The organism is Caballeronia sp. KNU42 (assembly GCF_053760385.1).
Map to the genome: position 1 here is coordinate 1,634,653 of NZ_CM132390.1, position 23,744 is coordinate 1,658,396.

Genomic DNA, 23,744 nt, shown 5'->3' on the forward strand with positions numbered 1-23,744 from the left:
ATGAGGTACTACGCGATCACGCTTGTTAATCCGGCCACTAGTCAGGTGCTAGTGCCGAATCCCGGTTCTTACGGAACGGCTTTCACGTTTTCGGATGATCAAAGTGCCGTGACCTTTTCCAGCCTGAATGCTGGCGCGAATCCGTACACGCTGGGTGGATCAAATCCCGCTGCACTACGTTGTGAGTTAGATATCACGTCCACGCCGTTGCACAGCCCAGATGCCCACGCTAAACCGTTCGTGCGAATCCATGGCGTGCCGTTGGCGATGGTCGCACAGGCCGCCGATTTGAACGGCATGTTCATCAGCGTCATCGGCGGAATGAGTCGGGGCTTGCCGCTGGCGAGTCCGCAGCAGTCTGGTTTGCTGGCAGCAGGACAAGTATTGCAGGCGGTGGGCGAGTGGGTGAATACCGATCAGAGCCTAACCTTATACCTTGCGCCGGGTGGCAGCAGCGCCGATTACAGTAATGCCAGCGGTTCCGCGTCCGCCATGCAACCGGTCACCGGCAACACGCCTGCTAACTTGATATTTTCGTGGAGCGCAGGCCAAAGCATGGCCGCCGCCATTACCGACACCCTGCAAACGGCCTTTCCTCAGGTGTCGATAAAAATGGCAATTAGCAACGCGTTGATGTGGGCAAGCGCTGTTCCGAAAACAGCGTATTTTCAAGACCTTCACCAATTTGCCGTGTTCGTGAATCAGACCAGCAAAAGCGTGATTGCAGGGCCGAACCCTGCAAGTACCGTCTACGCCCAATCCACTAACCCGACATATCAGGGAGTGACGATTGTGCTGGAAGGCGGAACGCTGGTAGTGCAGGATTTTTCGACTCAAACCGAGCCAATAGAAATCAGTTTTCAAGACCTCGTTGGGCAACCGAATTGGAGCGCGCCGGGTAAGGTGCAGGCAGTGACAGCCATGAGGGGTGATATCACCACGGGATCGTTCGTAAAGTTACCGTCAAGCCTTGGCACGACCGGCGCTTTCGGTTCGCCCAATGGCGGCGCTAGTCCGCTTGTTATAGGCAATGCCAGCAACAGCCCATACAAAGGCAATAGTGCGTTTCAGGGAACCGCACTCGTAACCAAGACCCGGCATTTGGGAGACAGTCGCTCACCAAGCGGTCTTAGTTGGATAAGTTCGTATGAACTGGCGTTCGCGCAACCGACCACTAGCCCGTTACTGTCGTCCGTCCCGTATGTGTATAAGAGCACGTCAGGAAATTCGTTTGGCTTCACCAATGGGAGCGCGTCATGAGCATCAGCTTTTTACGCACCCCGTTGGTATCGACCTTGCCGGTGGGCGTGCGCACGCAGATTGGCGATGCCATGCAGTTGCTGGGCAAGGCCCTTCCATGCCATGTCATAAGCGCTACAGGCTCGCTGATTACTGTAGCGTTCGATATTGCGCCTTCAGTGTGGACCTTGCCACAAATCACAGTCCCGTTATTCGGCCCTGAGTACGTGCGTTATCCAATTCAGCCGAAAGATAAAGGCTATGTGGTTCCCGTGGCATGTCCGGTGGGATTTACCAGTGGTCAAGCCAGTAGTCCGCCCGACCTGAGCCAGCCGGGTAATCTGGAAGCCCTGTATTTCCAGCCGATTGGTAATGCGCATTGGCAGGCAGTGGACGGACAAGCCGTGGTGATCTACGGGCCGAATGGTGTGACTTTGCGGGACACCAATAGCGGGGCCACGATTGTCCTGCATCCGACTACCATCACCGCGACTATCGGCAGCACTAGTATCACGATGAACGGCAGCGCCATCAGCATGAGCGCCCCGACTTCGATCACGCTAACGGCACCGAACATCGTGCTAGACGGCGAGATGACTCAGGGCACGAATGCAGGGGGTTACCCCGCCACAATTCAGGGACCCGTGACCGTTATTCACGAAGTAACAGCGAATGGTATTCCGGTGTCCTCGCACTTGCACGGCGGGGTGCAGACCGGCAGTGGTGATACTGGAACCCCGATAGTATAGATTTTCGTGATCGTATCTTTTGGCAGTACTACACATGGAGAAAACATCATGGCAGACGCAGCAAGTGGACGTAACAATCTCAATTCGGGTTCGGATTCAGCGAAGCATTATGCGGGCACGGCCAGCCAGCAGTACGACCGCACACCCGCGACCAGCCCTTCAACGCCTGCTGTTCCGGGCGGGCAGGTTGTGCGAGACCTTACGCCGACGAACGTGCCGGGTTCGGCAGTCAAAAGTTAGGGGGGAATTGTGAATACGAGTGGTATTGAAACAGCGGTTCTGTCTTTTCGTGAGCAACAGCTAGCCATAGCCCACAGGCGCATTAACGCCGCAGCGCCACGCGACCAGACTCCGCAAATGATAGCCCGTGAAATGCAGGCACTGGACGCACTGGTAGAACTTTATCGTGCGTCGCTTGGTGTGCCTGATGATCAGCCAGGAGAGCAGCAGGACGAACCCGTGGCAGTCAAACCGGGCGTGAAGCAGGAGGGGTGAAGTGCGAAAAGAAAGCGTGCTGAGTATCGCGCAATCTGCAAGACGCATGGGTAGCGTGGTGGTGATCGTGGGCGAACAGAATTTGCGAATTCTCTGCGAAGTCGCCATGCACACGCCTTCAGGTTTGAAGTGGTACGCGGACAATACCGAAGTAACTGCCGTCGAAATCGCGCGCTTGCTTGATGACGCGCAGGGAGCGTAATCATGATCGTGACTGAAGCGACATTCGAAGGGCGCTATAGAAGTCGTGATCAGCACCTTGCTAACGTGCAAGGGACGGCCCTTGGTGTTCTTAAATTGGTTCAACGCGCACGCGAAGGCGAAGAAGCAGACGCCAATATCTCATGCGCGGCGTACTGGCTTGAATCGGCAGCGGCAGAGTTAAGAGCGCTTTTGAAGGAACGCAGGAAATAGTAACTAGCAGCACCGAAGACCAACCGGCACGGAGGCCACCACATGATTATTGGGGTGAACCGTGGCCGTAAAGATTATTGGAAAGCAGCAAGGGCATAAGCCTGAACCGAAAGGACCGGTTAAGGCCAAGCGTTCGCGCAAGAAAATCACGAATTTAGGCTATAGCGCTGATACCTACGCACGGCTCTTTGAGTTCGTCGCAGCGGGCGAAGATTTATCAAAAGCATGTCGTCATCAGGGTATGCCTCACCCGGCTACTGTACGCCGCCGTATGTTGGTTGATGACCAACTTGCCGACCAGTTCAAGACCGCGCAGGCAATCCGCTTGCATGGCCTTGCCGATGAACTGGTGAGCCTGCCCGATGAGGCAATCAAAGGCTATGAAAAGGTTAGTGCCGCCGACCGTCTGACAGCCGCGAAACAGAAGGCCGATAACATCAAATGGGTGCTTCAGCGGGGTCTAGCTGAGTACGCAGGCATTGGCGAGGAAGGGCAGGCAGTCACGCTCAACATCATCAATAGCCCCGACGTAGCGCCAGCAGCGGGAGCCGCGCCATACGTACCAGCGGGGCAGCCGGTTCTGAAGATCGTAGGCGGAGCCACCAAGGCCACTGAGGGCAGCGACGAGCGCAGCACCGGGGAAGCGGGCAATGGCTGACATTCGTTTGATGCCATTGCATGCAGGTCAGCGTGAGGTGTACGCGGGCTTGGCAAAACGCACGGTATTGCGTATTGGTCGTCGCTTCGGGAAAACTGCGCTGCTCGAAGTCATTGCAGAGAATGCGGCTTTACGTGGGGAACGTATCGGGTTTTTCTTCCCTGACCTGACGCGTGCACAGCCCGTTTACCAATCCATCGTATCGACGCTAAAACCGGCTATCAAGTCGTCTAATAAGACCGACATGATGATTGAGTTGATTACGGGCGGCAGCATCGAAATGTGGACGCTCCAGGATGAACATGCAGGACGTAGCCGGTGGTATCACCGGGCGCTGATTGACGAGGCGTCGCTTGTTCCTGACCTCGAAAATATTTTCAATCTATCCATCGCACCGACCTTGCTAGACCGCAATGGCGATGCCTATATTGCCGGTACGCCGCTGGGTACTGACGAAGAAAGCTTCTTTTACAGATGCTGCACTATCAAGCAACCATCTGGAAAATGGCCGGTCGTGTGGAAAGAATTTCATAAGCCCACTTCCTCGAATCCGCTACTTAATGCCGATGCAGTAGCAGCGCTAAAAAAGCAGTATCCTCCGCTGGTGTATGCGCAGGAATATGAAGCGCTGTTTGTTAGTTGGTCCGGCGAGTCGCTAATCAAACTTCCTTCGCTGCTGGTAGACGGCCATGGCGTGGAGTACCCGCAGCATTGTGAAGCCGTCTTTGCGACGGTAGATACAGCGGTTAAAGATGGGGCGTCAAATGACGGGACGGCAGTCGTTTTTTGGGCAGTCAATAAATATGGAGCAGGTGCGCCATTGACTGTGCTGGATTGGTCGATAGAGCAGATTACCAGTGATACCCAAGTCAATTGGTTGCCGTCCATCTTTCAGCAACTCGAAAAACTAACGAAGCAGTGCAAGGCCCGTTATGGCTCGATTGGCGTGTACATCGAAGACAAGGCCAGCGGCACCATGTTGCTCCAGCACGGAGAGAAAGCAGGCTGGCCGACAGTGGCAATACCCGGTGACCTGACCGCAATCGGAAAGAGTGGGCGGGCATCGCTGGCGAGTGGTCCTGTATTTCAAGGGCGCGTGAAGTTGTCGGCGTACGCGTTCGACAAGGTGACCGAATACAAAGGCATTAGCCGAAATCATTTGGTTAGTCAGGTTACGTCCTTCAGCTTGGGCGACAAGCTTGCATATAAGAGAGCGGATGACCTAGCCGACGCCGTTTTCTACGGAATTTTGGTGGCGCTGGAAGGCGAGCAACCGCTGCTCATTTGACCTACAGGATTAGGAGTACCTATGGATGGGACTCGTATGTTTATCGTGCAGTCGGTGCAGCGAGCGCGTGCTGCACAGTTCGATGGACCGCCCATAGCGCCGTGGACTACCGGCATGAGTCAGTCTTTGCCGCCAGTGCCCGATAAGCCAAAGAAAGCCGTAAAGCCAGCGTCTTTAGCAAAAGGGCCGATGAGCAACAGGCCAAACATGGAATGCGTCATCACGGCAGCGGGGCGGCAAAAATGGGTGCTGGCTCCGACGATTGTTGAAGAAGTCAGGGCACGCATAACTGCGGGTCAAACAACCAAGACTATCGCGCAGGCCATGCATTTACCTATAAGCACCGTAAGCCGTGTAGCGTCCGGCATGCGCAGGGAAACGGTTGTAACGCCCGTGCTGGCCGCCGTAGAAAAAGAAAAGGACGACCATGAGGCCGCCCCTTCCGTTGTACAGCTTGTGCCACACCAGACCTTACCCCACCGTGACAGGCCACACCGTACCAAACCCGACCATACCTCACCTGCCTTACCCTGCCATAACCAGCCCACCAAGGCAGAAGGGCCAGCCATGCTACCTATGTGCGGGGCACAGCGGGGTTATCAAGAGCCCGCGCGGCTATTTATTTTGGATTGGGAAAGACGTATGAACGCCTACGAATTCGAAGGCGAGCCGGGGCAGGGCAAGCCCAAGAAAAGCCGCAAGCGAATTTCCAGCATGACACGCGGGCAGTTGGGCGAAACTCTTAGATCACACGGCGTTACCGTGGCACTGGCAATCAATTGTGCAGCACCCGGACACCCGCCGCGTGCCATCTCAGAAAGGCTCGTAAAACCCGCTAAAACAAGGTATTTGGACAAAAAAGTCGCGGGACAAAGAGATTTTGACCTTGACGTCCAATGGAGAGAGACATGCTCTCAATAGAAGAAATCAAACAACACGCCATAGTCAGTACCGTATATGACGTAGCTCAAGACCTGTGCTTCGTCGGCTACCTACACGTGCTGCCATCGGGCAAGACCTTGGTATGCCGGTGCGAGGGTGAACGCTTTTACTGGAGTACAGCCGGTAAGGCGATCAGCGAACTACGAGCGGTGTCGATGCTGTGCCCGTAGATGCTGCGCAATCAATTGCACGCGTCCATCGGCTGGTCCACGGATAGCCCCTTAAAAGCCCCATAAACAGCCCAAAATGATAAAAAATCGGCGGGGCCGCGCAGCGGCGAGAGAGATTTTGAAGTACCAAGCCAATAGCACGCATAAGGCAGTTAAGTACCTGCAAACGCCATAAAAGACATACACAGTGCAAACAGTTTTCCTCCTTGCACTCGAATCCCAGAAGGGCAATTTCACCGGCAATAACATCGTTAAAGATAGCGGTAGCGCCTGAGAGCTACTGTGGTACTTGCACATGCATGTACGTCATTCGTACACGAAACCCCGGATTGTTCAGCGTTTCCCGTGCGTGCGCGCCAGAAAATTTTGAGCGACGCCACCGCCAGCATGTGCGCGCGTTCGCCATAGGTACGGAAACGACCATATGCGTACTCATGCACGGTGGTCCCGGTCGATGCGTAATAAAAATAGCCTTGTATAATTTCGTACAGGTACTAAACTACAGAGACGTATTCGTACACATGTACGTGAGTACGCAACCCAATGGAGTGAGACATGACCGTCACATTCACGAAAAAACCCGAACCACCGGTTGCACTGGGTATCAAGCTGGTTGAGAAGGCCAAGAAGGAAGTCCAAGTATTGAATGTCAAATACGCGGAAAAGCCCAAGAAGGAAGTCAGGGTTTTGAACGTCAAGTATGTAGAGAAGGAACCGCAAGAGCCTGTGCAACTCACTGTTAAGCACGTTGAACAACCGAAGAAAGAAGTTCAAGTCTTGAAGATCAAGTATGTCGAGAAGGAACCAGTGAAGCCCGTTGCTCTAAAGGTGAAGTATGTTGAACAGGATGAACCCAAGGCAAAGGAGTAAGCCATGAGCCGCACTTTCGCCTATTGCCGTGTGTCCACCGCCGATCAACAGACCAAGAATCAGATTCAGGAAATCAAGGCCGCAGGATTCGACGTACAGCCTTCACGGGTGGTGTGCGAGAACATCAGCGGTAGCACCGCCGCCGAGGCACGACCGGGGTTCATCAAGCTGTTAGAACGGCTGGAATCAGGCGACGTGCTAATCGTGACCAAGTTGGACCGGCTAGGCCGCAATAGCATTGACGTACAGCAGACCGTGCAGGCACTAGAGGCCGGTGGCGTGCGCGTGCACTGCCTAGCCCTTGGTGGTGTGGACCTGACTAGCAGCGCGGGCAAGATGACCATGGGTGTGCTGGCGGCAGTGGCACAGTTTGAACGCGACCTCATTATCGAACGCACACAGGCCGGTCTACAGCGTGCTAAGTCCGAAGGCAAAGTGTTGGGTAGGCCGTCCGTACTGTCGGGCGAGCAACAACAGGAAGTGCTGACCCTGCTGGGTCAAGGTGCAACCGTCTATGCAGTAGCCAAGACCTATAACACCAGCAGGCAGGTGATCATGCGGGTACGTGACAACGCCGCCGTTCCCGCCTGAGCATCGCCCACGCAATTGATTGCGTGCACTCTGTGCTTGCATGAGCTACGCGGGCGCGTCTGGGTTCACGTTATCGGGCGCAGGGTTAGGCGGGTTCGCATTAGCAGCAGGTATTACCCTTTCGATTAGCTCTTGGGTTTCGACAATCATTTGATTGGTTTGGGCCTGCAATGCATCCTCATTCGTGACTAAGCCTAGCTCTGCACGGATGGCCGCTAGTAGTTGATGAACCTGTCTCATCAAACGCATCATGCGTTCCCGTAGGAACGTCACGTACTGTTGTGTAGCCGCTAGCACGTCCGCGTTTGCCGCTTCCAATTCTGTCTGTGCGCGTTCCCGAAGCCTGTCTTGGGCATGGTAGCCTTGCTCCAAGGCGCTGTAACGAACTGGGTCTTGTATGTTGTTCTCTGTGTGGTTACGCATTAGACCCATGATGCGGTCCATCTCTCGCATTGCCGCGTCCACTTGTTGCTGTCGAACCTCCGCGTTGCCCTTGCGAATCAAAGCAGGCGTTAGGAACCGCATAGCCTCTACAATGAGGATAGCGAAGTCATACGAGAGTTGCCTTGCCATGGTGACGGTTTGGGCCTCTGCGACAATTGCAACCCGCTCCACGGCGATTTGAAAGGGCTTCATACCATCGGTGCCGTTATCCACTCCCAGTTTGATATTGGGGAGTTGATTGATATGATTTTGCATGTGAAACAGTTGCGCCGCCGCATCGAGATAGACCTCCCGGCGCATCGTGCGGAGCCGTTCTAAGTGCGCCTCATTGGCCGCGTGCAACCGGTCTTTCTCTGACTCTTGACGGGAATGTTCGAGTTCATCCCGCAAACGATTTGCCGCTTCCACTTGGGATAACTTGACGCCGTTGTACGTCAGAAGTCCCACCGTTATGGCGACGCTGCCAGCCACTACGCTGCCTATGAGCAGTTGGTGAGTATCAATCCATGGCATTGCGGCATTGATAAACCAAACCGCCGCCAGCAGCGTGAGCAGCACCAAGCCAAATTTTTGAAGATCGGATTTCATTGCATGCCCCCGTTTTTTGCCCGCCAGCATAGCACCCCCGCGCCCGCCACAACTCACTTTGCCCGTCGGTCGTGTACCCGCCACGTAGGGTAAAACGATCATTCATGCGCGCTCCCGTAAAGGCTCACCATAACCCGGTAGGTGACGCGCAATTCCAATCGTTTTCGTTACCTAACTTTCCAGATGCTGACGAATCGTGCTGGTTTTCCAGAAAGGGCGGCGACCGTCCCGGCCATCGGGGCTTGGGATTTGTTTTAACCCGATTTTCTCGTACAGCCTACTGGTGCTTTTCAACCCATAAAGCGCCAACAAATTGCAAACGTGGAGCCTGCCCGGCTGGTTCAAGTCGATTAGTGGTGCTGCGGGCCTAACGGGTCCGTAGGTGCGAACGCGTGTCTTCCCACACGATTTAGCTGGCTTGTTCGGCGTTGGCGCGGGTGTGATTACAGCGGTGGGTGAGGTGTTGAGAACGGCGGGTGTGCCGTCACGATTCTTGAATGCGATGGTCATAATATGGTCGTCCAAAAAATAACGACCGGCGACACTGCCCATGGGGCGCTTGCCGGAACGGAGCCCTATTACCCCCGTTGCAAGGGCGAATACTTTTACTGGTGGGACTCCGTTCCCGATACTGCAAACGCCAGAATACACCAATCACGAATCGAGTGCAGACGGCTGTTATTGGTTGGCAACACCCGGCATTGTCAACACGTTGTTAGTCGTCAGCGCCTTCAATTTCTGGCCTAGTGCCGTCCATGCTTCACGCTGTTCGACTTCGTAGTCGTGATGTTGATACACACGCTTCATCCGGTTCGGTTCAACGTGATTAAGGCAGGCTTCAATGACCGGCGGCAGGATGCCTAGCTTTTGCATGAGCGTCGCGCTAGACCTTCGTAGGTCGTGCGGCCCCCACTTTTCATGTCCGATTACCAACGAGTTTTCATCGGTAGAGCGCCCACTATGAGCCGTGCGGTTATAAAACTTGAGTTGCCGGTCGGCAATCTGCTTTGTAATACCCTTTGGACCCAAATGGTTCTTGCCGTTCGCTGCCGAAAGCAACCATTCATTGGAAGTCGAGCAGTCGAGCAGGGCCTTCATGTGTTCAACGGCGAAAGCCGAAAGATAAACCATGTGCTCGTGTTTGTTCTTCGCGTTCTCAGCCGGAATGCGCCACGTACCCGCATCAATATCAATGTCAATACGGCGGGCCGAGCATAGTTCACCGATGCGTGCGCTCGTGGCGAGCAGGGTCCAGATAATGTGCTGCGTGGCGGTCATCAGCCCACTTGCCGCAAGTACGGCAGGCAACGCGCGGATATCTTTTTCACTTAGAACGCGAGTGCGGATAGTGTCCTTGCCGCCTACCTTGGCCTTGGTGATGCTAGCGGCTGGGTTGACTGTGACTATCTCGCGGTCGAGTGCGAAATTGAACATCTGTTTGCATTCGGCCAGCAACCGATTTGCCAACATCGGCGCACCTCTGGCTTTCACGATATCAAGGACGGCCATTAGGTCAGCCTTCTTGATATCGGCGGCGAAACGACTACCAAGGGCAGGCAGCACGTCCTTGCGGACACTGCGGGACGTTTCTAGGCCGCCGTCTTTCCGGCCAGTAAGTACCGCTTTTTCCCACTGCTTGAACAGCATGCTCACGGTCGGGCGGTCAAGCTGATCTTCGAGCTTTGATACCTTCGCCTTGGTGGCGACACGCTTTTCTAGCTTTTCGATCTTCTTGCGCTCAGCGGGATCATCACCACTGTCGAGCAACGCACGCGCGTCATTGCGGGCCTTCCGAATAGTTTTCAACGATTTCTTCGGCCAACTGCCGCAACTGATTTCTCGACGTGCGCCGTTGAACCGATAGGCGTACGCAAAACTGACAGATATGCGCCCCGCAGTGCCGACGCGCACCACGCCAGTCAAGCCTTCACCGTCAGCCAGCGACAGGCCGTCTGAGTCGGATTTAATGGCTTTGAGACCTAGTTCTGTTAGGGCAGGCATTGCGATTCTCCTGATATTTTCCCTGTACATTTCCCTGTACACATTGGCAGGCTTTGAACGAGCGGCATCGATATGTAACCGAGCGACCGATTCCATTATAGCCTTACGGGGCGGGGATTTTCAGGGGTTTTGCAGTGCGGAACCGGAAAACAACGAGCGGTGAAGAACGTTTATAGTCAGAAGGTAGTCGCCAACTTCAACGTCTTGATGCATGGCCGTCTCCCTGTTCATCGAGGAATCTTATTATGAACGCGAACGCCGTCCGGACCCCATATTTACGAAAAGCGGCGGCCGACTTGAAAATCCGCCGCCGCTTTCGCCAAGGCCAGTAAAGACTTACTGCGATGCCTGCGTGCTCTTGCGCAGCTTCGCGACATCAGCCGTACCGACCGCGGGCGCGCCGTTGTTCCATCCAGCGCGGATGAACGTGAGCACATCGGCGATCTGCTGATCGTTGAGCACCGGCGCGTATTTCGGCATCGGATACGCGGCGGGGATGCCTTGTATCACGAGATCCTGCGTGCCGTTCAGCGTGACGTTGATCAGCGACGATGCATCCTTCTCCAGCACGTTCGGGTTGCCCGCCAGTGGAGCCAGCAGCGGCGCGAACGCACGGCCGTCCACGCCGTGGCAATGCATGCAGTACGCGGTGTACACCTTCGCGCCTGCGTCATTGGCCGGATGCTGGAGGAGAGCGGCGGTAGCCTTCGGATCATAGGCATAGGCCGGCGCGTTCGTGCCGCCTGCCGCCGGTAACGACTTCAGATACGCCGACATCGCTGCCAGATCCTGATCGCTCATGCCTTGTGTGCTGTGGTTGATCACATCCGTCATGGACCCGAACGCCGACGCATGGGCATTCGCTCCCGTCTTCAGGAACGTGGTGAGCTCAGCATCCGACCAGCGGCCCAGCCCGACGTTCTGCTCGCTCGTCAGGTTGGACGCAAACCAGCCGTCGAGTACACCGCCTGTCAGCCACGCGCTGCCGCTTTCATCGCGTGCCTTTTCCTGGAATGCGATACCGCGAGGCGTGTGGCACGCGCTGCAATGGCCCAGGCCCTGGATCAGGTAAGCACCGCGATTCCACGCAACATCTTTGCCGTCCTTGTCGCGATAGACATCTTTATCGAGGAACACCATGTTCCAGAACTTGAGCGGCCAGCGCATGTTCAGCGGGAACGGAATATCCGAGGGCCGGTTCGCCTGGTTCACCGGTGCAACCCCCTTCATGAAATACGCGTAGAGCGCCTTCACGTCGTCGTCGCGGACCTTTGCATACGATGTATAGGGCATGGCCGGATAAAGGTTGTGACCGTCCTTCGCCACACCCTCGCGCAATGCCTTTGCGAAATCGTCCTCGCTCCATTGACCAATACCCGTTTCGGGATCCGGCGTGATGTTGGTCGTGTAGATCTTGCCCATGGGTGTGGTCATCGGCAGGCCGCCGGCGAACGGCTTGCCCTTGGGCGCGGAATGACACGCCACGCAATCGCCCACCTTCGCGAGATAGGCGCCACGGGCAACCAGCGGATCGTCGTTCGCCGCGGCATGAGCCAGCAAGGGCAGGCTGCACGTGACGAACGTGAGCGCGAGGGAGGCAACAAGATGTTTGATCATTGTGTGTTCCCTCATGCGCTTTGCAGTTGACGGCCAACGGGCAACTGCCGCAAGCGCTTGCCGGTGGCGGCAAAAATCGCGTTGGTCAGCGCGGGCGCGAGAGCCGCCGTCCCCGGTTCGCCGATGCCTCCGGGCGCCTCGCTACTCTTCACGATATGCACCTCGATAGGCGGCGCCTGATCGATCCGCAGCATCCGGTAATCCGTGAAGTTGGATTGTTCGACGCGGCCGTCCTTGATCGTGATCTCGCTATAAAGCGCTGCCGTGATGCCGAAGATGATGCCGCCCTGGACCTGCGCCTCGATGGTGTTCGGATTGACCACCATGCCGCAATCCACCGCGCAGACCACGCGGTTCACGGCCACTTCGCCGTCGCCGTTCACGGTGACGTCCACGACCATGCTGAAGAAGCTGCCGAACGCATGCATCACCGATACACCGCGTCCCTGGCCCTTAGGCAGCGTATTGCCCCAGCCGGCTTCACGAGCGGCGACATCGAGCACGTTCTGCGCGCGCGGTGTCTTGCCCAGCAGGTCATGGCGATACTTCACCGGATCGACCTTTGCCTGCGCGGCCAGCTCGTCCATGAAACTTTCGACCACGAAGGTGCCGCGCGTTGGACCTACGCCGCGCCAGAACGCGGTGGGCACGTCCATGGGTTCCTGGCGCACATAGTCGATCAGTTGATTCGGGAGATCGTAGGGAAGGTCGGCGGCCACTTCCACCGCATCCGGATCGACGCCGTTCTTGACCGCGGGCGGGGCGAACCGCGCCAGAATGGACGACCCCACTATGCGATGCTGCCACGCAACCGGGCGGCCGTTGGCATCGAGGCCGGCGGAAATGACGTCGTAGTAGTACGGGCGATACATGTCGTGCTGCACGTCCTCCTCGCGCGTCCACGTGACCTTCACGGGCGTGCCCACCTGCTTGCCGACCTTTAACGCCTGGCCGATGAAATCGGTTTCCAGCCGGCGCCCGAAGCCGCCGCCGAGCAAGTGGTTGTGCACGGTGATCTTGTCGGCGCCAAGGCCGGTGATCTTCACGGCGGTATCCACCGCGCGCGTGGGGACTTGCGTGCCCACCCAGATATCGCAACCATCAGCGCGCACGGACACCGTGCAGTTCACCGGCTCCATGGTGGCGTGCGCGAGGAAGGGTTGCTGGTACACGGCGTCAACGCGCGTCTTGGCGTCATTGAAGCCTTTCTTCACGTCGCCGTCATTGCGTGCCACTGCGCCATCGCGCTTCGATGCGTCGGCGAGCTGCTGGACTACCTTGGCTGTCGAGAAGTCCGCACCGCGGCCTTCGTTCCATGTGATATCCAGCGCTGCCGCACCGCGCTTCGCAGCCCACGTATGGTCGCCGATTACGGCTACGCCGTTGTCGAGCCGGATCACCTGGCGCACGCCGGGGATCTTCTTCGCGTTCGTATCGTCGACAGAGGCAAGCGTTCCGCCGAACACCGGGCTGTTCACAATGGCGGCATAGACCATGCCCGGCACGCGGACATCGAGTCCGAACACGGCGGTGCCGTCCACTTTTTCAGGTGAGTCGAGGCGCTTGGCAGCGGTGCCGATCAGCTTGAAATCCTTCGGGTCCTTAAGCGTCACGTTCTGCGGCGCGGGCAGTTTCGCGGCGGCATCGACGAGTTGTCCATAGCCGATGCGGCGATTGCTTTCGGCATGCACCACTTCGCCTTTCTCTGCGTGGCACGACGCCGCGTCGACCTGCCATTGCTGCGCCGCAGCGGTGATGAGCATCACGCGTGCCGTTGCGCCGGCCTTTCGCATGGGCTCCCATGCATAGCGGATCGAAGTCGAGCCGCCGGTCAACTGGCCGCCGAGCAGCGGGTCCATGAAGAGCTTTTCGTTGGGCGGTGCGTGATCGACCACCACGCTATCCAGGGGCACTTCCAGTTCTTCCGCAATCAGCATGGGGATGGCGGTATAGACTCCCTGACCCATTTCGACCTTGGGTATCACCAGCGTCACCTTGCCCGTTGCGTCGATCTGCACAAACGCGTTGGGCTCGAATACACCGCTTTGCGGCGCTTCGTTGCCGTCGCCGCCGATCACCGATTTGGGCCGGGGTGCATCGCCCTGGCTTGCCGCGGGCAGGCTGAAACCGAGCATCAAGCCGCCGCCAACCGCTGCGCCGACCGATATCCCCAGCTTTAGAAATGTGCGCCGGTTCAGGCCGTCGGGTGCGCGGTGGTTTTGTGCATCGAGTAATCCTCGCGACATGTCACGCCCCCTTGGCGGCGTGCTTGACCGCGGCACGGATACGGTTGTACGTACCGCAGCGGCAGATGTTGCCTGCCATGGCAGCGTCGATATCGGCATCCGAGGGGTTGGGGTTCGAGGCGATCAGCGAAGCCGCCGACATCACTTGGCCCGACTGACAGTATCCGCATTGCACGACATCGAGCGCGACCCATGCCTCCTGCACTTTCTTGCCCGCGGGCGTGGCGCTGACGGCCTCGATGGTCGTCACCTTGCGATTGCCCAGCGCCGCGATCGGCAACACGCAGGAGCGTACCGCCTGACCGTCGAGATGCACTGTGCACGCGCCGCATTGCGCGATACCGCAGCCAAATTTTGTGCCCGTCAGACCGACCAGGTCACGCAGCACCCAGAGAAGCGGCATGTCGGGAGGGGCGTCGACCGTGTGAGATTCGCCGTTGATGGAAATTATCGTCATCTGCAACTCCGGTTGTCGTGGGGTTTTTATAGTCGTTCTTAATCCGAAACCTTATACAAGATTACGAAGATTCGTGCTGAGTCGCCTGCAGGCCCTGGCTGCGCGTAGCTGATGCCGTCTTGATGCGGTCCTTCAGCGGCTGAGAAAAATCGTGGAATAAATGGTTGGGGAAGGGGTTAGCGTTGGCATTGATGTTCTTCACGCCAGTTCTTCGAGGTCAATCGACATGCCTTCCAATTCCATTACGGTTCTACGTATTCGATGCATGACCGCCGCTGCGATTTCCGTTGCCGCCATTACGCTGGGTTCAGCCGGTGCGGCCCATGCAGCAGACTCGGCGACCGGAGCCCGGGAAGCGCCGTTCCTCCAGGAAAACGACCAAGCCATGACGCGCATGATGGACGGCATGTCCATCAAGCCGAGCGGTGATGTCGATCGAGACTTCACCGCAATGATGATTCCGCATCATCAAGGCGCAATCGATATGGCGCAGGCAGAACTGCGCTATGGGCACAACGAGCAATTACGTCGGATAGCTCAGGAAATCATCGTTGAACAGCAGCAGGAAATCGTCGCCATGCGCCTCGCGCTTGGTCAACCGTTGCCACCCTCGGCGCCGGCTCCGGATCAAGGTCAGGCGCCGGCAAATGCAGCACCCTCCCAAACCACGTCCAGCACAACAATGCCCATGCCGATGCGCATGGATCAGGAGATGAAATGAAACGATCCACTCTGTTTTCTGCCGCGCTGGCAGTGTTCGCGACGGCCGCATTCGGGGCAATCCCGCAGTTGGCCTGCGCAGGACAGGCGCCCGATAGCGCGTCTGCACCTGACGTGGCAATCAGCCATCACGACCGCGTCTATGCGGCCGAACAGTTCTCCAACACGGTCTCCGTTACGGACCCTGTCGACAACAAACTCGTTGGCGTGATTCGTCTTGGCGATCCGTCGCCGGGAAATTTCAGCCCCTTGTACAAGGGGCAGGTGCTCGTGCATGGCATGGGTTTCTCGCCGGACCATCGCACGATCGCGGTGGTTTCGATCGGCTCGAATTCGGTATCGTTCATCGACACGCAGACCAACGCCGTCAAGCATGTGACCTATGTCGGGCGGGCGCCTCACGAAGCATTTTTTACACCAGACGGCAACGAGGTATGGGTGACCGTGCGGGGAGAAAACTATGTGTCGGTGCTGGATGGCCACACGTTTGAAGAGAAGACCCGCATCATCACTCCCGCGGGGCCGGGCATGCAGATTTTCTCGCCCGACGGCAAGTACGGGTACGTGTGTTCATCGTTCAATCCTGAAGTCGACGTGATCACCGTGGCCGATCACAAGCTCGTCGGCAAGGTCACGCAGGCGAGCCCGTTCTGCCCGAACATTGCGGCCACACCCGATGGCAAGCAGGTCTGGTTGACGCTGAAAGATACCGGCAAGACGCAGGTCTTCGACGCTCGTCCACCGTTCGCCACCCTGAAGGTGCTTGATACAGGTCCGATCACGAACCATGTGAACATCGTTCATAACGCCAACGGGACCTTCGCTTATGTGACCGTAGGTGGCCTGAATCAGGTGAAGGTGTTCCGTACCGACGACTTCTCTCAGGTCGCCACCATTCCTGTCGGCAAGCTGCCGCATGGAATCTGGCCGTCGGGCGATGGCGGCCGTGTATATGTCGGCCTGGAAAATGCAGACGGGTTGACCGCGATAGATACCTTGACGAACAAGGTCATTGCTACCGTGCCGATCGGGCAAGCGCCGCAAGCGGTAGTCTATGTGCCGAATGCGGTGCCGCAAGGCGATGGTACGCAGAACACGCAAGCGCTTGGGTTGGCAGGCGAGAGTGCGCACCTCAGCATGGTGCCGGTCGGGGCGAGCCAGAACGCGGACCCGGCGCCGACCAGCGTCGCATTGTTCGACCAGGGCTTGCTGCAGGTGTTGCAGGCATCGGCGACCGGCTTGCAGCCGAAATCGCCTTACGTGCTAGGTCTTTCCGACAACGCTGATGGCAGTGGCAACGTGGAGTCCCTTGCGATGTTCATGACTAACCCGGCGGGATCGGCGATCGTCAACGCGATCGGGCAGATCCGTCAGGTAGTCGTGCCGGGTGCCGGGCATGCCGCCGACAAACGGCGCTATCTGGTGATTGCGCCGCAAGTGTCGGGCAAGCCGGGTACGCCTGTTCAGGTGCAAGCGCTTTAGGCGTTTTCATTTCGTTCGAAGCAAATTTTATGCAACCGCCGGAGTCAATGCTCCGGCGGTTTTTTCTTGGTACTGCCATGTTTGTTTAAAGTGTTCATGGTGTCGTGCAGGCACACCTTTATTTATTTTCGATGAACCAGGAATAAATCCGGCGGGAGATGGGTTTGCCCTAGTAGCAACCCGTTAAACACATTGGAGTCGAAAATGAAGACACTTTCCTTGCTCACGTTGTCCGCCGCCGTCCTTGTTTCCTCGAGCGCTTTTGCGCAAGGACTGACTCGTGCCGAAGTCCGCCAGCAACTGGTGGAAGCGCAACAAAATGGTTCGCAGTACGTGTCAGATGCGTCGTACCCGGATGTCCCGCCTGTGTTCCAGAACCAGGCCGACAATCAGCGGAAGAACGCGAGCGCGTATGGCGGTGTTGCTGCCGGCTCGAACGCTAGCGCGCCGCGCGCGAGGATGAGTGGTTCGCAAAGTCCAGAAACCTGCGTTGGCCCGGTGAGCTTCTGCAATATCTATGCAGGGTCGTGAACGGAGTGTGCCACGCTATTGGTGGTCGTATGCCCACCAAGCGTCACCGCTAAGAAAGACCGGGCCAATCAATGCCCGGGTCACCACACGCTACAACTCAAATAGTGAGCACGGGGCAGACTTATTCATCGTCTGAGCCGTGCTCGTTTGATCAGACCGGCATCTTGCGGAACGCGATCGCGAAACGGTTCCAACTGTTGATCGACGACACCAGCAGCGTCAGGTCCACGATCTCTTCTTCAGTGAAATGCGGTTGCACGGCTTCCCAGACGGCGTCCGGTACGTGGCCGTGCGAGACCAGCGTGAGCGCTTCGGTCCATTCCAGTGCCGCGCGTTCGCGGTCAGTAAAGAATGGCGTCTCACGCCATACCACCACGGCTGCCAGCCGGCGATCCGTCTCGCCGCCCTTGCGAGCATCGGTCGTGTGCATGTCGACGCAAAACGCACAGCCATTGATCTGCGATGCGCGCAGACGAACCAGTTCCGCCAGCGACTTTTCCAGCGATGACTTACCGATGTACTCCTCCAGCGCAACCAGGGTCTTGATGGCGGACGGCTTGGCTTTGTAGAAATCCAGGCGAGTTTGCATGACGGCTCCTTTGATTTAGACGATGCGCAACGCGGCGCGACATGAGTAAGACTAGACGTTTCACTGGACCTTATAAATAGCCGATTCCGCCTATTTTCAGGTAACCAGTGCTGAAGCCTCCGAGCCTGTCGGCCTATATGTGCCAGTCACCCGAACGGGGGTGTCCTCGCCGTCTGGCCAGACTTGCGCGCGCTAGCAAAACGCTTAAAGAAAAAACCTTAAGCCCGAGAAATAATGCGCTTCTTTGACTTGGATCATTGAACGTTCGAGCTCACTATTTCCACATGTTGAATCATCTCAATATTGGTCAATAATGCGAGAAATCATGTGAATCTTAGCGCTCGGCAAATTGGCTCAAGTGCTTTAAGCTCACCTACCAGAGCAGTCGCGTGGTTTATAAAAAATTAGCTGTAGCGAAATACTGCAGACACAAAAACCCGATCGAGGGATACAACGGTGGGCATACGCAGCTTCGTCTTAACATTAGTGCTGCTCGCGAGTTCAAGCCTGCATGCATTCGCCGCCGGCGAGGCGGCGCCGGCCGAGAAGGCGCCCGACACCATGCAGGCGCGCGTGCTTGGTTGCGCAGCGTGCCATGGCGCGCAGGGTGAAGGCACGAGCAACGACTATTACCCGCGGCTCTCGGGCAAGCCCGCTGGTTATCTTTACAACCAATTGCTCGCCTTCAGGGACGGTCGCCGCAAGTACCCGCCAATGAATTATTTATTGGCGTATCTCCCTGATCCGTATCTGATGAAAATTGCGGAGTACTTCGCCGCCGAGCATCCGCCATTTCCCGCGCCTGCGCCTGTCACTGCAGATACCGCCACGCTTGCGCTAGGCAAGACCCTGGTCAATAGCGGCGCCGCGTCACGCAAGATTCCTGCATGCGTTGCGTGCCACGGTGCGGCGCTGACGGGCATGGAACCTTCCATTCCGGGCTTGCTGGGCCTGCATTCCGATTACATCAGCGCGCAGTTGGGCGCATGGCGTTACGGCACGCGCACTACGCTCGCGCCCGATTGCATGCATGGTATCGCCACGAAACTGGCCGACCGGGACATCACGGCTATTGCTGCGTACCTGGCTTCGTTGCCCGCACCGGAAAATCCGGCGCCCGTGGCCGCTGGGTCGCTCAAGATGCCGCTCGCTTGCGGCACCGTTCCTAATCAATAGGCGAGGAAATAGACGTGTTCAGTTTCCGTGCCCTAATGCTTTTTTGCGCTTGCGTCGTGACCTTGAATGCACGAGCCGCCGATCCCGCAGTGATTGAACGCGGCGAATATCTCGCTCGCGCCGGTGATTGCATTGCTTGCCATACGGTGCCCGCCGGCAAACTATTCGGCGGTGGCCGCGGGATGGAAACACCGTTCGGCACGCTCTATACGCCGAACATTTCATCGGACAAAGAGACCGGTATCGGCAAGTGGACCTCGGCTGAGTTCTACACCATGATGCATACCGGCAAGGCGCGTGACGGCGAACTGCTTTATCCGGCCATGCCGTTTGCCTCCTATACCAAGGTCACGCGCAGCGACTCCGACGCGATCTACGCGTACCTGCTGTCCACGCCGCCCATTCATCAGCCTAATCGCGCGCACGAATTACGGTTCCCGTTCAACCAGCGCTCGTTGCTGTACGGCTGGCGCATGCTGTACATGAAGCCAGGGGAATACAAGCCTGACACCACGCAATCGGTGGAATGGAATCGCGGTGCTTACCTGGTCGAAGGACTCGGCCATTGCACGATGTGCCATACCGCGATCAATGCCCTGGGCGGTAATTCACCCTCCAAGCGTTTTGAAGGCGGCTTGATCCCGGTGCAGAACTGGTATGCGCCTTCGCTGACATCGAACAAGGAAGCGGGGCTGGGCGACTGGAGCATTGAAGATATTTCGGACCTGCTGCAGTCGGGCGTGTCGAATCGGGGGGCGGTATATGGGCCCATGGCCGAGGTCGTGTACGACAGCTTCCAGTATCTGACGGACGACGATATTCACGCGGTAGCGGTCTATCTGAAGACGCTGCCGGCGCGCTCGGGCGAAAAGCCTGCACCGGCAACCGCCGCGGTCGTCGAACAGCAGACCAGTCTTTCGCCACTGGGCAAGAAGATCTACGACGCCCAATGCGCGGTGTGTCATGCGTCGCAAGGGCAGGGCAAGCTGCCGAATTTCCCGCCGCTTGCGAACAACCAGTCGATCCAGATGACCTCCGCAGTGAACCCGATTCGCATGGTGCTGAACGGCGGATATGCGCCCGGCACGAAGAAGAACCCGATGCCCTACGGCATGCCGCCGTTCGCTCAGTCGCTCTCCGATGTCGAGGCCGCGGCGGTCGTGACCTACATACGCACGGCCTGGGGCAATCACGGCACGCCGGTCAGCGTCAAGGAAGTCAACACGTTGCGCTCAGCCCCACTTTATTGAGGACGTCATGACTGATTCCGAGCAAGAAGATGTCGCCGTCGATGAGATCGTGCGAGACGGCCCGCACGGCGCCATTGCGCTGGCCGGCACGGCAACGGCCATTGTGATCGGCTTGTGGTTTGCGTTCTATTTCCTGGTCTTCTTACCCCGCGGCGTTATCCAATGAGCACTGAACACCCGTCGCATGCGTCTGCCGACATAGCCGCACGCATCGAGCGCAAGTGGGCGCTTCTGGTCGTCATCATTCTCTCGGTGCTGGTCGCCATGACGATCTTCACCGGTCTGCACTGGGCCATGATGCCGCCATCCAGAGTGGAGACCGTGCGGCCCGAAACGCTTAACGTAAGCGGTGAGTTTATTGAAAGCAATTTGGGCAGCGCGGTTGAAGCGGATGGTTCGGTCACCGTGCGTATTGTTGCGCAGCAGTTTTCGTTCACGCCGCAATGCCTGCTCATCCCAACCGATACGCCCATCACCTTTCGCGCGACCAGTGCGGATGTGGTGCATGGATTCCTGATCACGAACACGAATATCAATTCAATGGTCGAGCCCGGTTATATCTCCACCTTCAAGAGCACGTTCACGCAGCCGGGTGAACATTTGATGCCATGCCACGAGTTCTGCGGCTCCGGGCATCAGAGCATGTGGGCGCACGTCAAGGTGATCGATAAAACGGCTTTCCTCAAGATGGCAAACGCTAACGGTTCGCGGAGACTCAGCTGTGTTAAATAGCAAGCGACTCGTCCTCGCGCATTTCTGGCTCGGTTTCATCAGCTTCGGCGGCGCGTTGCTGCTCGGTGCGTGGCAGATGTGGGTGCGCAGTCCGCTGCATCCGTGGCTGAAGAATCCGGAGCTCTACTATCGCTCGGTCACGGCGCACGGCTCGGCCATGGCTTACGTGTTCCCCACGCTGATCGCGATGGGCTTTGGTTACGCGGTCACCGAACTGGCGCTGAAGAAACCACTGGTCGGCGCGCGCTGGGCCTGGGCTGGTTTTATCCTCGTGGCAGTGGGGACGGTCACCGCGATGGTCCCTGTCGCCATGGGCCTTGCCTCGGTCCTCTACACCTTCTATCCGCCGATGATCGGCAACGCGTTCTACTACATCGGTATTGTGCTGGTGGTGGTCGGTTCGTGGATCTGGGTCGCGCTGATGTCGATCAACCTGGCCGTGTGGAAGCGCGAGCATAAGGGTGTGCCGGTGCCTCTTGCGATGTTCGCTACCCTGGCTGGTGCGTATCTATGGGGCTGGACAGCAGTGGGTGCGGCGATCGAGATCCTGTTCCAGATCCTGCCGGTGGCGCTTGGCTTCAAGACGACGATCGACGCCGGCCTTGCCCGTGTGTTCTTCTCGTGGTCGCTGCATGCGATCGTGTACTTCTGGCTGATGCCTGCCTACATAGCGTATTACACGATCCTGCCGCGGGCGATCGGCGGCCGTCTGTACAGCGATTTGATGGCGCGCATCTCGTTCATTCTGTTCCTCGTGGTTTCAATGCCGATCGGCATTCACCATTTGTTTGCGGATCCGCAAGTCGGATCGGGTTTCAAGTTCATGCAATCGGTGTTCACGGCGCTGGTCGCGGTGCCGACCTTGCTGACGGTGTTCACCATTTGCGCATCGGTTGAAATAGCCGCGCGCTTGCGTGGCGGCCGGGGCAGCTTTGGCTGGATCAAGGCGTTGCCCTGGGACAATCCGTTGATGCTTGCGCTCGCGTTTTCGTTCGTGATGCTCGGCTTTGGCGGGGCGGGCGGCCTCATCAACATGAGTTACCAGCTTGACTCGACCATTCACAACACGCAGTGGATCACCGGTCACTTTCATCTGATCTTCGGCGGCGCGATTGTCATCATGTATTTCGCGATTGCGTACGATCTCTGGCCGCATCTCACCGGGCGCGCGATGACGGATTTGAAGCTGATGCGCCAGCAGTTGTGGTTGTGGTTCATCGGCATGATCGTGGTGACGTTTCCGTGGCATTTCGTCGGCATTCTTGGCATGCCGCGGCGCATGGCCTTCTTCGATTACACCGATCCGGAGATCGCTGCGCAGGCGTTATTGGTGATCATCTCGGCCATTGGCGGCGTGATCCTGGTTGTCTCGGCGGTGCTGTTTTTCATCGTGCTGATTCGCAACCATCGCGGAGCGCGGAGCGTGGTGGACGAGTACACGTTCAGCACGGCGGTGCATGTATCGAAGACCATTCCGGTCGCGTTGAACAGCTTTGCCCTGTGGCTTGCGCTGATGATCGGCCTTACGCTCATCAACTATGGTTATCCGGTTGCTTCGCTGCTATTTCGCTCGGACACATCGGTCCCTGCGATTCAGATTGGAGGGCCGCAGCGATGAGCGATGAGCGCCTGTTCTCGTTACGCAACCCGTGGTTCACGGTCACGGTCGGCGGCCTGTTTGCGATGGTCGTGTTCTCGGTTGCCGTGGGCTTCATCTGGCTGCCTTCGGCGCAAAGTGATCAACCTTTCCAGGGCGTCTGGAATGCGATCTGCAGCGCGGCGGGCGTACCGCAGCAATGGTTGCACGTTTCGTCGGCCACGCCGGCGCCGCTGGTGCAGACCAGCGCGGTCGCCATGACGCCGCAACTGCTCGCGGATTCCAGCAGCACGTCGATTGGCCGCGGCGCGACCTTGTCCATGCGTTGCACCATGTGTCATGGTGTGCGGGGTATGAGTGACGCTAACTCACCGAATCTTGCGGGCCAGTATGCTTCTGTGATTTATAAGCAGTTGCTCGACTTTCAATCCGGTGCACGCCGCAGCGCGGTGATGTCGCCGATGGTCCCGAACCTGAGCGACCAGGACATGCGCGATCTTGCGGCTTACTACGCGTATCTGCCGAGGCCGGTGGCGCTGCGATCGGATGCTGCGCCGGCCATGTCTGTGCCGGATATTGTTTCCCATGGTGCTCCAATGCGGAACATTGCTTCTTGTGCGGCTTGTCATGGTGGTATCGATCACAAGGCGGGGAGTCCTTGGCTTGAGGGGATGCCGGCTGCGTATACCCGGGCGCAATTGCAGGCGTTCGCGAATGACACGCGGCATAACGATATTAATGAGCTGATGCGTAATGTTGCGCGGAATATGACGCCAGGGGAAATTGATGCAGCGGCGGAGTATTATGCTGGGGCTCAGCCATGAGCTTCGGTTTTTCGCTCGCGCCGGTGGACGGGTTTTTGGGGGTTTTTAGGGTTGGCGGTTGGGGTTAATGCCGG

General features: G+C 57.6%; 26 protein-coding genes. 19 read left to right on the forward strand and 7 right to left on the reverse strand.

Features of this window, described 5'->3' with window-relative positions:
* From ACSOSP_RS38575 to ACSOSP_RS38620, 10 genes are all read left to right on the forward strand, one after another.
* Entirely contained in the window at positions 1-1,260 is a 1,260-nt protein-coding gene (locus ACSOSP_RS38575) for a hypothetical protein (protein ID WP_455314265.1), read from the forward strand.
* Positions 1,257-1,988 (forward strand): phage baseplate protein, encoded by a 732-nt coding sequence (locus tag ACSOSP_RS38580; protein ID WP_455314266.1) that lies wholly within the window; start codon positions 1,257-1,259, stop codon positions 1,986-1,988. Before ACSOSP_RS38575 ends, ACSOSP_RS38580 begins: the two co-directional genes overlap by 4 nt.
* A 48-nt stretch (positions 1,989-2,036) precedes the next feature.
* Entirely contained in the window at positions 2,037-2,228 is a 192-nt protein-coding gene (locus ACSOSP_RS38585) for a hypothetical protein (protein WP_455314267.1), read from the forward strand.
* A gap of 256 nt (positions 2,229-2,484) precedes the next feature.
* Positions 2,485-2,685: a hypothetical protein gene (locus ACSOSP_RS38590; RefSeq protein WP_455314268.1), complete on the forward strand. Its 201-nt coding sequence runs from the start codon at positions 2,485-2,487 to the stop codon at positions 2,683-2,685.
* A 2-nt stretch (positions 2,686-2,687) separates the two neighbouring features.
* Positions 2,688-2,897, forward strand: coding sequence for a hypothetical protein (locus tag ACSOSP_RS38595; RefSeq protein WP_455314269.1), 210 nt, complete (start codon positions 2,688-2,690; stop codon positions 2,895-2,897).
* 61 nt (positions 2,898-2,958) lie between these two features.
* A complete protein-coding gene (locus ACSOSP_RS38600) occupies positions 2,959-3,555 on the forward strand; it encodes a terminase small subunit-like protein (RefSeq protein WP_455314270.1) in 597 nt (198 codons plus the stop codon).
* Complete coding sequence (locus ACSOSP_RS38605; RefSeq protein ID WP_455314271.1) at positions 3,548-4,843, forward strand: hypothetical protein; 1,296 nt, start codon at positions 3,548-3,550, stop codon at positions 4,841-4,843. Before ACSOSP_RS38600 ends, ACSOSP_RS38605 begins: the two co-directional genes overlap by 8 nt.
* Positions 4,844-4,864: 21 nt before the next feature.
* Positions 4,865-5,764 (forward strand): hypothetical protein, encoded by a 900-nt coding sequence (locus tag ACSOSP_RS38610; RefSeq protein ID WP_455314272.1) that lies wholly within the window; start codon positions 4,865-4,867, stop codon positions 5,762-5,764.
* A 746-nt stretch (positions 5,765-6,510) separates the two neighbouring features.
* Entirely contained in the window at positions 6,511-6,825 is a 315-nt protein-coding gene (locus ACSOSP_RS38615; RefSeq protein ID WP_455314273.1) for a hypothetical protein, read from the forward strand.
* Positions 6,826-6,828: 3 nt separating this feature from the next.
* Positions 6,829-7,416 (forward strand): recombinase family protein, encoded by a 588-nt coding sequence (locus tag ACSOSP_RS38620; RefSeq protein ID WP_455314274.1) that lies wholly within the window; start codon positions 6,829-6,831, stop codon positions 7,414-7,416.
* A 45-nt stretch (positions 7,417-7,461) separates the two neighbouring features.
* On the opposite strand, the gene ACSOSP_RS38625 is transcribed toward ACSOSP_RS38620, so the two are convergent.
* The 6 genes from ACSOSP_RS38625 to ACSOSP_RS38650 form a co-directional block, all read right to left on the reverse strand.
* A complete protein-coding gene (locus ACSOSP_RS38625) occupies positions 7,462-8,550 on the reverse strand; it encodes a hypothetical protein (RefSeq protein WP_455314275.1) in 1,089 nt (362 codons plus the stop codon).
* Positions 8,551-9,126: 576 nt separating this feature from the next.
* On the reverse strand, positions 9,127-10,449 hold the full coding sequence (locus ACSOSP_RS38630; RefSeq protein ID WP_455314276.1) for a tyrosine-type recombinase/integrase: 1,323 nt from the start codon (positions 10,447-10,449) through the stop codon (positions 9,127-9,129).
* A 336-nt stretch (positions 10,450-10,785) separates the two neighbouring features.
* Entirely contained in the window at positions 10,786-12,066 is a 1,281-nt protein-coding gene (locus tag ACSOSP_RS38635; RefSeq protein ID WP_455314277.1) for a c-type cytochrome, read from the reverse strand.
* 11 nt (positions 12,067-12,077) lie between these two features.
* On the reverse strand, positions 12,078-14,312 hold the full coding sequence (locus ACSOSP_RS38640; RefSeq protein WP_455314279.1) for a molybdopterin cofactor-binding domain-containing protein: 2,235 nt from the start codon (positions 14,310-14,312) through the stop codon (positions 12,078-12,080).
* A gap of 1 nt (position 14,313) precedes the next feature.
* Complete coding sequence (locus tag ACSOSP_RS38645) at positions 14,314-14,769, reverse strand: (2Fe-2S)-binding protein (RefSeq protein ID WP_455314280.1); 456 nt, start codon at positions 14,767-14,769, stop codon at positions 14,314-14,316.
* A 61-nt stretch (positions 14,770-14,830) separates the two neighbouring features.
* The gene (locus ACSOSP_RS38650) at positions 14,831-14,971 is read right to left on the reverse strand and encodes a hypothetical protein (RefSeq protein ID WP_455314281.1); all 141 of its coding nucleotides are present in this window, start codon (positions 14,969-14,971) and stop codon (positions 14,831-14,833) included.
* 24 nt (positions 14,972-14,995) lie between these two features.
* Between ACSOSP_RS38650 and ACSOSP_RS38655 the strand changes: the two genes are divergently transcribed.
* The 3 genes from ACSOSP_RS38655 (at position 14,996) to ACSOSP_RS38665 (ending at position 17,502) form a co-directional block, all read left to right on the forward strand.
* Complete coding sequence (locus ACSOSP_RS38655; RefSeq protein WP_455314282.1) at positions 14,996-15,490, forward strand: DUF305 domain-containing protein; 495 nt, start codon at positions 14,996-14,998, stop codon at positions 15,488-15,490.
* The gene (locus tag ACSOSP_RS38660; protein WP_455314283.1) at positions 15,487-16,971 is read left to right on the forward strand and encodes a YncE family protein; all 1,485 of its coding nucleotides are present in this window, start codon (positions 15,487-15,489) and stop codon (positions 16,969-16,971) included. The genes ACSOSP_RS38655 and ACSOSP_RS38660 overlap by 4 nt, the downstream gene beginning before the upstream one ends.
* A gap of 204 nt (positions 16,972-17,175) precedes the next feature.
* Entirely contained in the window at positions 17,176-17,502 is a 327-nt protein-coding gene (locus ACSOSP_RS38665) for a DUF4148 domain-containing protein (protein ID WP_455314284.1), read from the forward strand.
* A 151-nt stretch (positions 17,503-17,653) separates the two neighbouring features.
* Here ACSOSP_RS38665 and ACSOSP_RS38670 read toward each other — a convergent pair whose 3' ends face one another.
* Positions 17,654-18,091, reverse strand: a complete 438-nt coding sequence (locus ACSOSP_RS38670) for a carboxymuconolactone decarboxylase family protein (protein WP_455314285.1) — start codon at positions 18,089-18,091, stop codon at positions 17,654-17,656.
* Between the two features lie 561 nt (positions 18,092-18,652).
* On the opposite strand from ACSOSP_RS38670, the gene ACSOSP_RS38675 reads away from it, so the two are divergent.
* Genes ACSOSP_RS38675 through ACSOSP_RS38700 form a run of 6 tightly spaced genes read left to right on the forward strand, consistent with a single transcriptional unit; the run spans position 18,653 to position 23,670 of the window.
* Entirely contained in the window at positions 18,653-19,267 is a 615-nt protein-coding gene (locus ACSOSP_RS38675) for a c-type cytochrome (RefSeq protein ID WP_455315373.1), read from the forward strand.
* Positions 19,268-19,302: 35 nt separating this feature from the next.
* Entirely contained in the window at positions 19,303-20,517 is a 1,215-nt protein-coding gene (locus ACSOSP_RS38680) for a c-type cytochrome (RefSeq protein WP_455315374.1), read from the forward strand.
* 7 nt (positions 20,518-20,524) lie between these two features.
* Positions 20,525-20,683 carry a hypothetical protein gene (locus ACSOSP_RS38685; protein ID WP_455314286.1) on the forward strand — a complete coding sequence of 53 codons (159 nt, stop codon included), beginning with the start codon at positions 20,525-20,527 and terminating at the stop codon, positions 20,681-20,683.
* Positions 20,680-21,249 carry a cytochrome C oxidase subunit II gene (locus ACSOSP_RS38690; protein ID WP_455314287.1) on the forward strand — a complete coding sequence of 190 codons (570 nt, stop codon included), beginning with the start codon at positions 20,680-20,682 and terminating at the stop codon, positions 21,247-21,249. Before ACSOSP_RS38685 ends, ACSOSP_RS38690 begins: the two co-directional genes overlap by 4 nt.
* The gene (locus tag ACSOSP_RS38695; RefSeq protein ID WP_455314288.1) at positions 21,239-22,867 is read left to right on the forward strand and encodes a b(o/a)3-type cytochrome-c oxidase subunit 1; all 1,629 of its coding nucleotides are present in this window, start codon (positions 21,239-21,241) and stop codon (positions 22,865-22,867) included. Before ACSOSP_RS38690 ends, ACSOSP_RS38695 begins: the two co-directional genes overlap by 11 nt.
* Positions 22,864-23,670, forward strand: a complete 807-nt coding sequence (locus ACSOSP_RS38700) for a c-type cytochrome (protein ID WP_455314289.1) — start codon at positions 22,864-22,866, stop codon at positions 23,668-23,670. Before ACSOSP_RS38695 ends, ACSOSP_RS38700 begins: the two co-directional genes overlap by 4 nt.
* The last annotated feature ends 74 nt before the right edge of the window (positions 23,671-23,744 follow it).

What these genes read in the sequence shown, in the direction of transcription:
- ACSOSP_RS38700 (WP_455314289.1), top strand. Translation starts at nt 22,864, where the DNA reads ATGAGCGATGAGCGCCTGTTCTCGTTACGCAACCCGTGGTTCACGGTC.
- ACSOSP_RS38665 (WP_455314284.1), top strand. Translation starts at nt 17,176, where the DNA reads ATGAAGACACTTTCCTTGCTCACGTTGTCCGCCGCCGTCCTTGTTTCC.
- ACSOSP_RS38575 (WP_455314265.1), top strand. Translation starts at nt 1, where the DNA reads ATGAGGTACTACGCGATCACGCTTGTTAATCCGGCCACTAGTCAGGTG.
- ACSOSP_RS38625 (WP_455314275.1), bottom strand. Translation starts at nt 8,550, where the DNA reads ATGATCGTTTTACCCTACGTGGCGGGTACACGACCGACGGGCAAAGTG.
- ACSOSP_RS38690 (WP_455314287.1), top strand. Translation starts at nt 20,680, where the DNA reads ATGAGCACTGAACACCCGTCGCATGCGTCTGCCGACATAGCCGCACGC.
- ACSOSP_RS38640 (WP_455314279.1), bottom strand. Translation starts at nt 14,312, where the DNA reads ATGTCGCGAGGATTACTCGATGCACAAAACCACCGCGCACCCGACGGC.
- ACSOSP_RS38605 (WP_455314271.1), top strand. Translation starts at nt 3,548, where the DNA reads ATGGCTGACATTCGTTTGATGCCATTGCATGCAGGTCAGCGTGAGGTG.
- ACSOSP_RS38595 (WP_455314269.1), top strand. Translation starts at nt 2,688, where the DNA reads ATGATCGTGACTGAAGCGACATTCGAAGGGCGCTATAGAAGTCGTGAT.
- ACSOSP_RS38635 (WP_455314277.1), bottom strand. Translation starts at nt 12,066, where the DNA reads ATGATCAAACATCTTGTTGCCTCCCTCGCGCTCACGTTCGTCACGTGC.
- ACSOSP_RS38630 (WP_455314276.1), bottom strand. Translation starts at nt 10,449, where the DNA reads ATGCCTGCCCTAACAGAACTAGGTCTCAAAGCCATTAAATCCGACTCA.
- ACSOSP_RS38615 (WP_455314273.1), top strand. Translation starts at nt 6,511, where the DNA reads ATGACCGTCACATTCACGAAAAAACCCGAACCACCGGTTGCACTGGGT.
- ACSOSP_RS38610 (WP_455314272.1), top strand. Translation starts at nt 4,865, where the DNA reads ATGGATGGGACTCGTATGTTTATCGTGCAGTCGGTGCAGCGAGCGCGT.
- ACSOSP_RS38675 (WP_455315373.1), top strand. Translation starts at nt 18,653, where the DNA reads ATGCAGGCGCGCGTGCTTGGTTGCGCAGCGTGCCATGGCGCGCAGGGT.
- ACSOSP_RS38645 (WP_455314280.1), bottom strand. Translation starts at nt 14,769, where the DNA reads ATGACGATAATTTCCATCAACGGCGAATCTCACACGGTCGACGCCCCT.
- ACSOSP_RS38670 (WP_455314285.1), bottom strand. Translation starts at nt 18,091, where the DNA reads ATGCAAACTCGCCTGGATTTCTACAAAGCCAAGCCGTCCGCCATCAAG.
- ACSOSP_RS38580 (WP_455314266.1), top strand. Translation starts at nt 1,257, where the DNA reads ATGAGCATCAGCTTTTTACGCACCCCGTTGGTATCGACCTTGCCGGTG.
- ACSOSP_RS38655 (WP_455314282.1), top strand. Translation starts at nt 14,996, where the DNA reads ATGCCTTCCAATTCCATTACGGTTCTACGTATTCGATGCATGACCGCC.
- ACSOSP_RS38620 (WP_455314274.1), top strand. Translation starts at nt 6,829, where the DNA reads ATGAGCCGCACTTTCGCCTATTGCCGTGTGTCCACCGCCGATCAACAG.
- ACSOSP_RS38585 (WP_455314267.1), top strand. Translation starts at nt 2,037, where the DNA reads ATGGCAGACGCAGCAAGTGGACGTAACAATCTCAATTCGGGTTCGGAT.
- ACSOSP_RS38685 (WP_455314286.1), top strand. Translation starts at nt 20,525, where the DNA reads ATGACTGATTCCGAGCAAGAAGATGTCGCCGTCGATGAGATCGTGCGA.
- ACSOSP_RS38680 (WP_455315374.1), top strand. Translation starts at nt 19,303, where the DNA reads ATGCTTTTTTGCGCTTGCGTCGTGACCTTGAATGCACGAGCCGCCGAT.
- ACSOSP_RS38660 (WP_455314283.1), top strand. Translation starts at nt 15,487, where the DNA reads ATGAAACGATCCACTCTGTTTTCTGCCGCGCTGGCAGTGTTCGCGACG.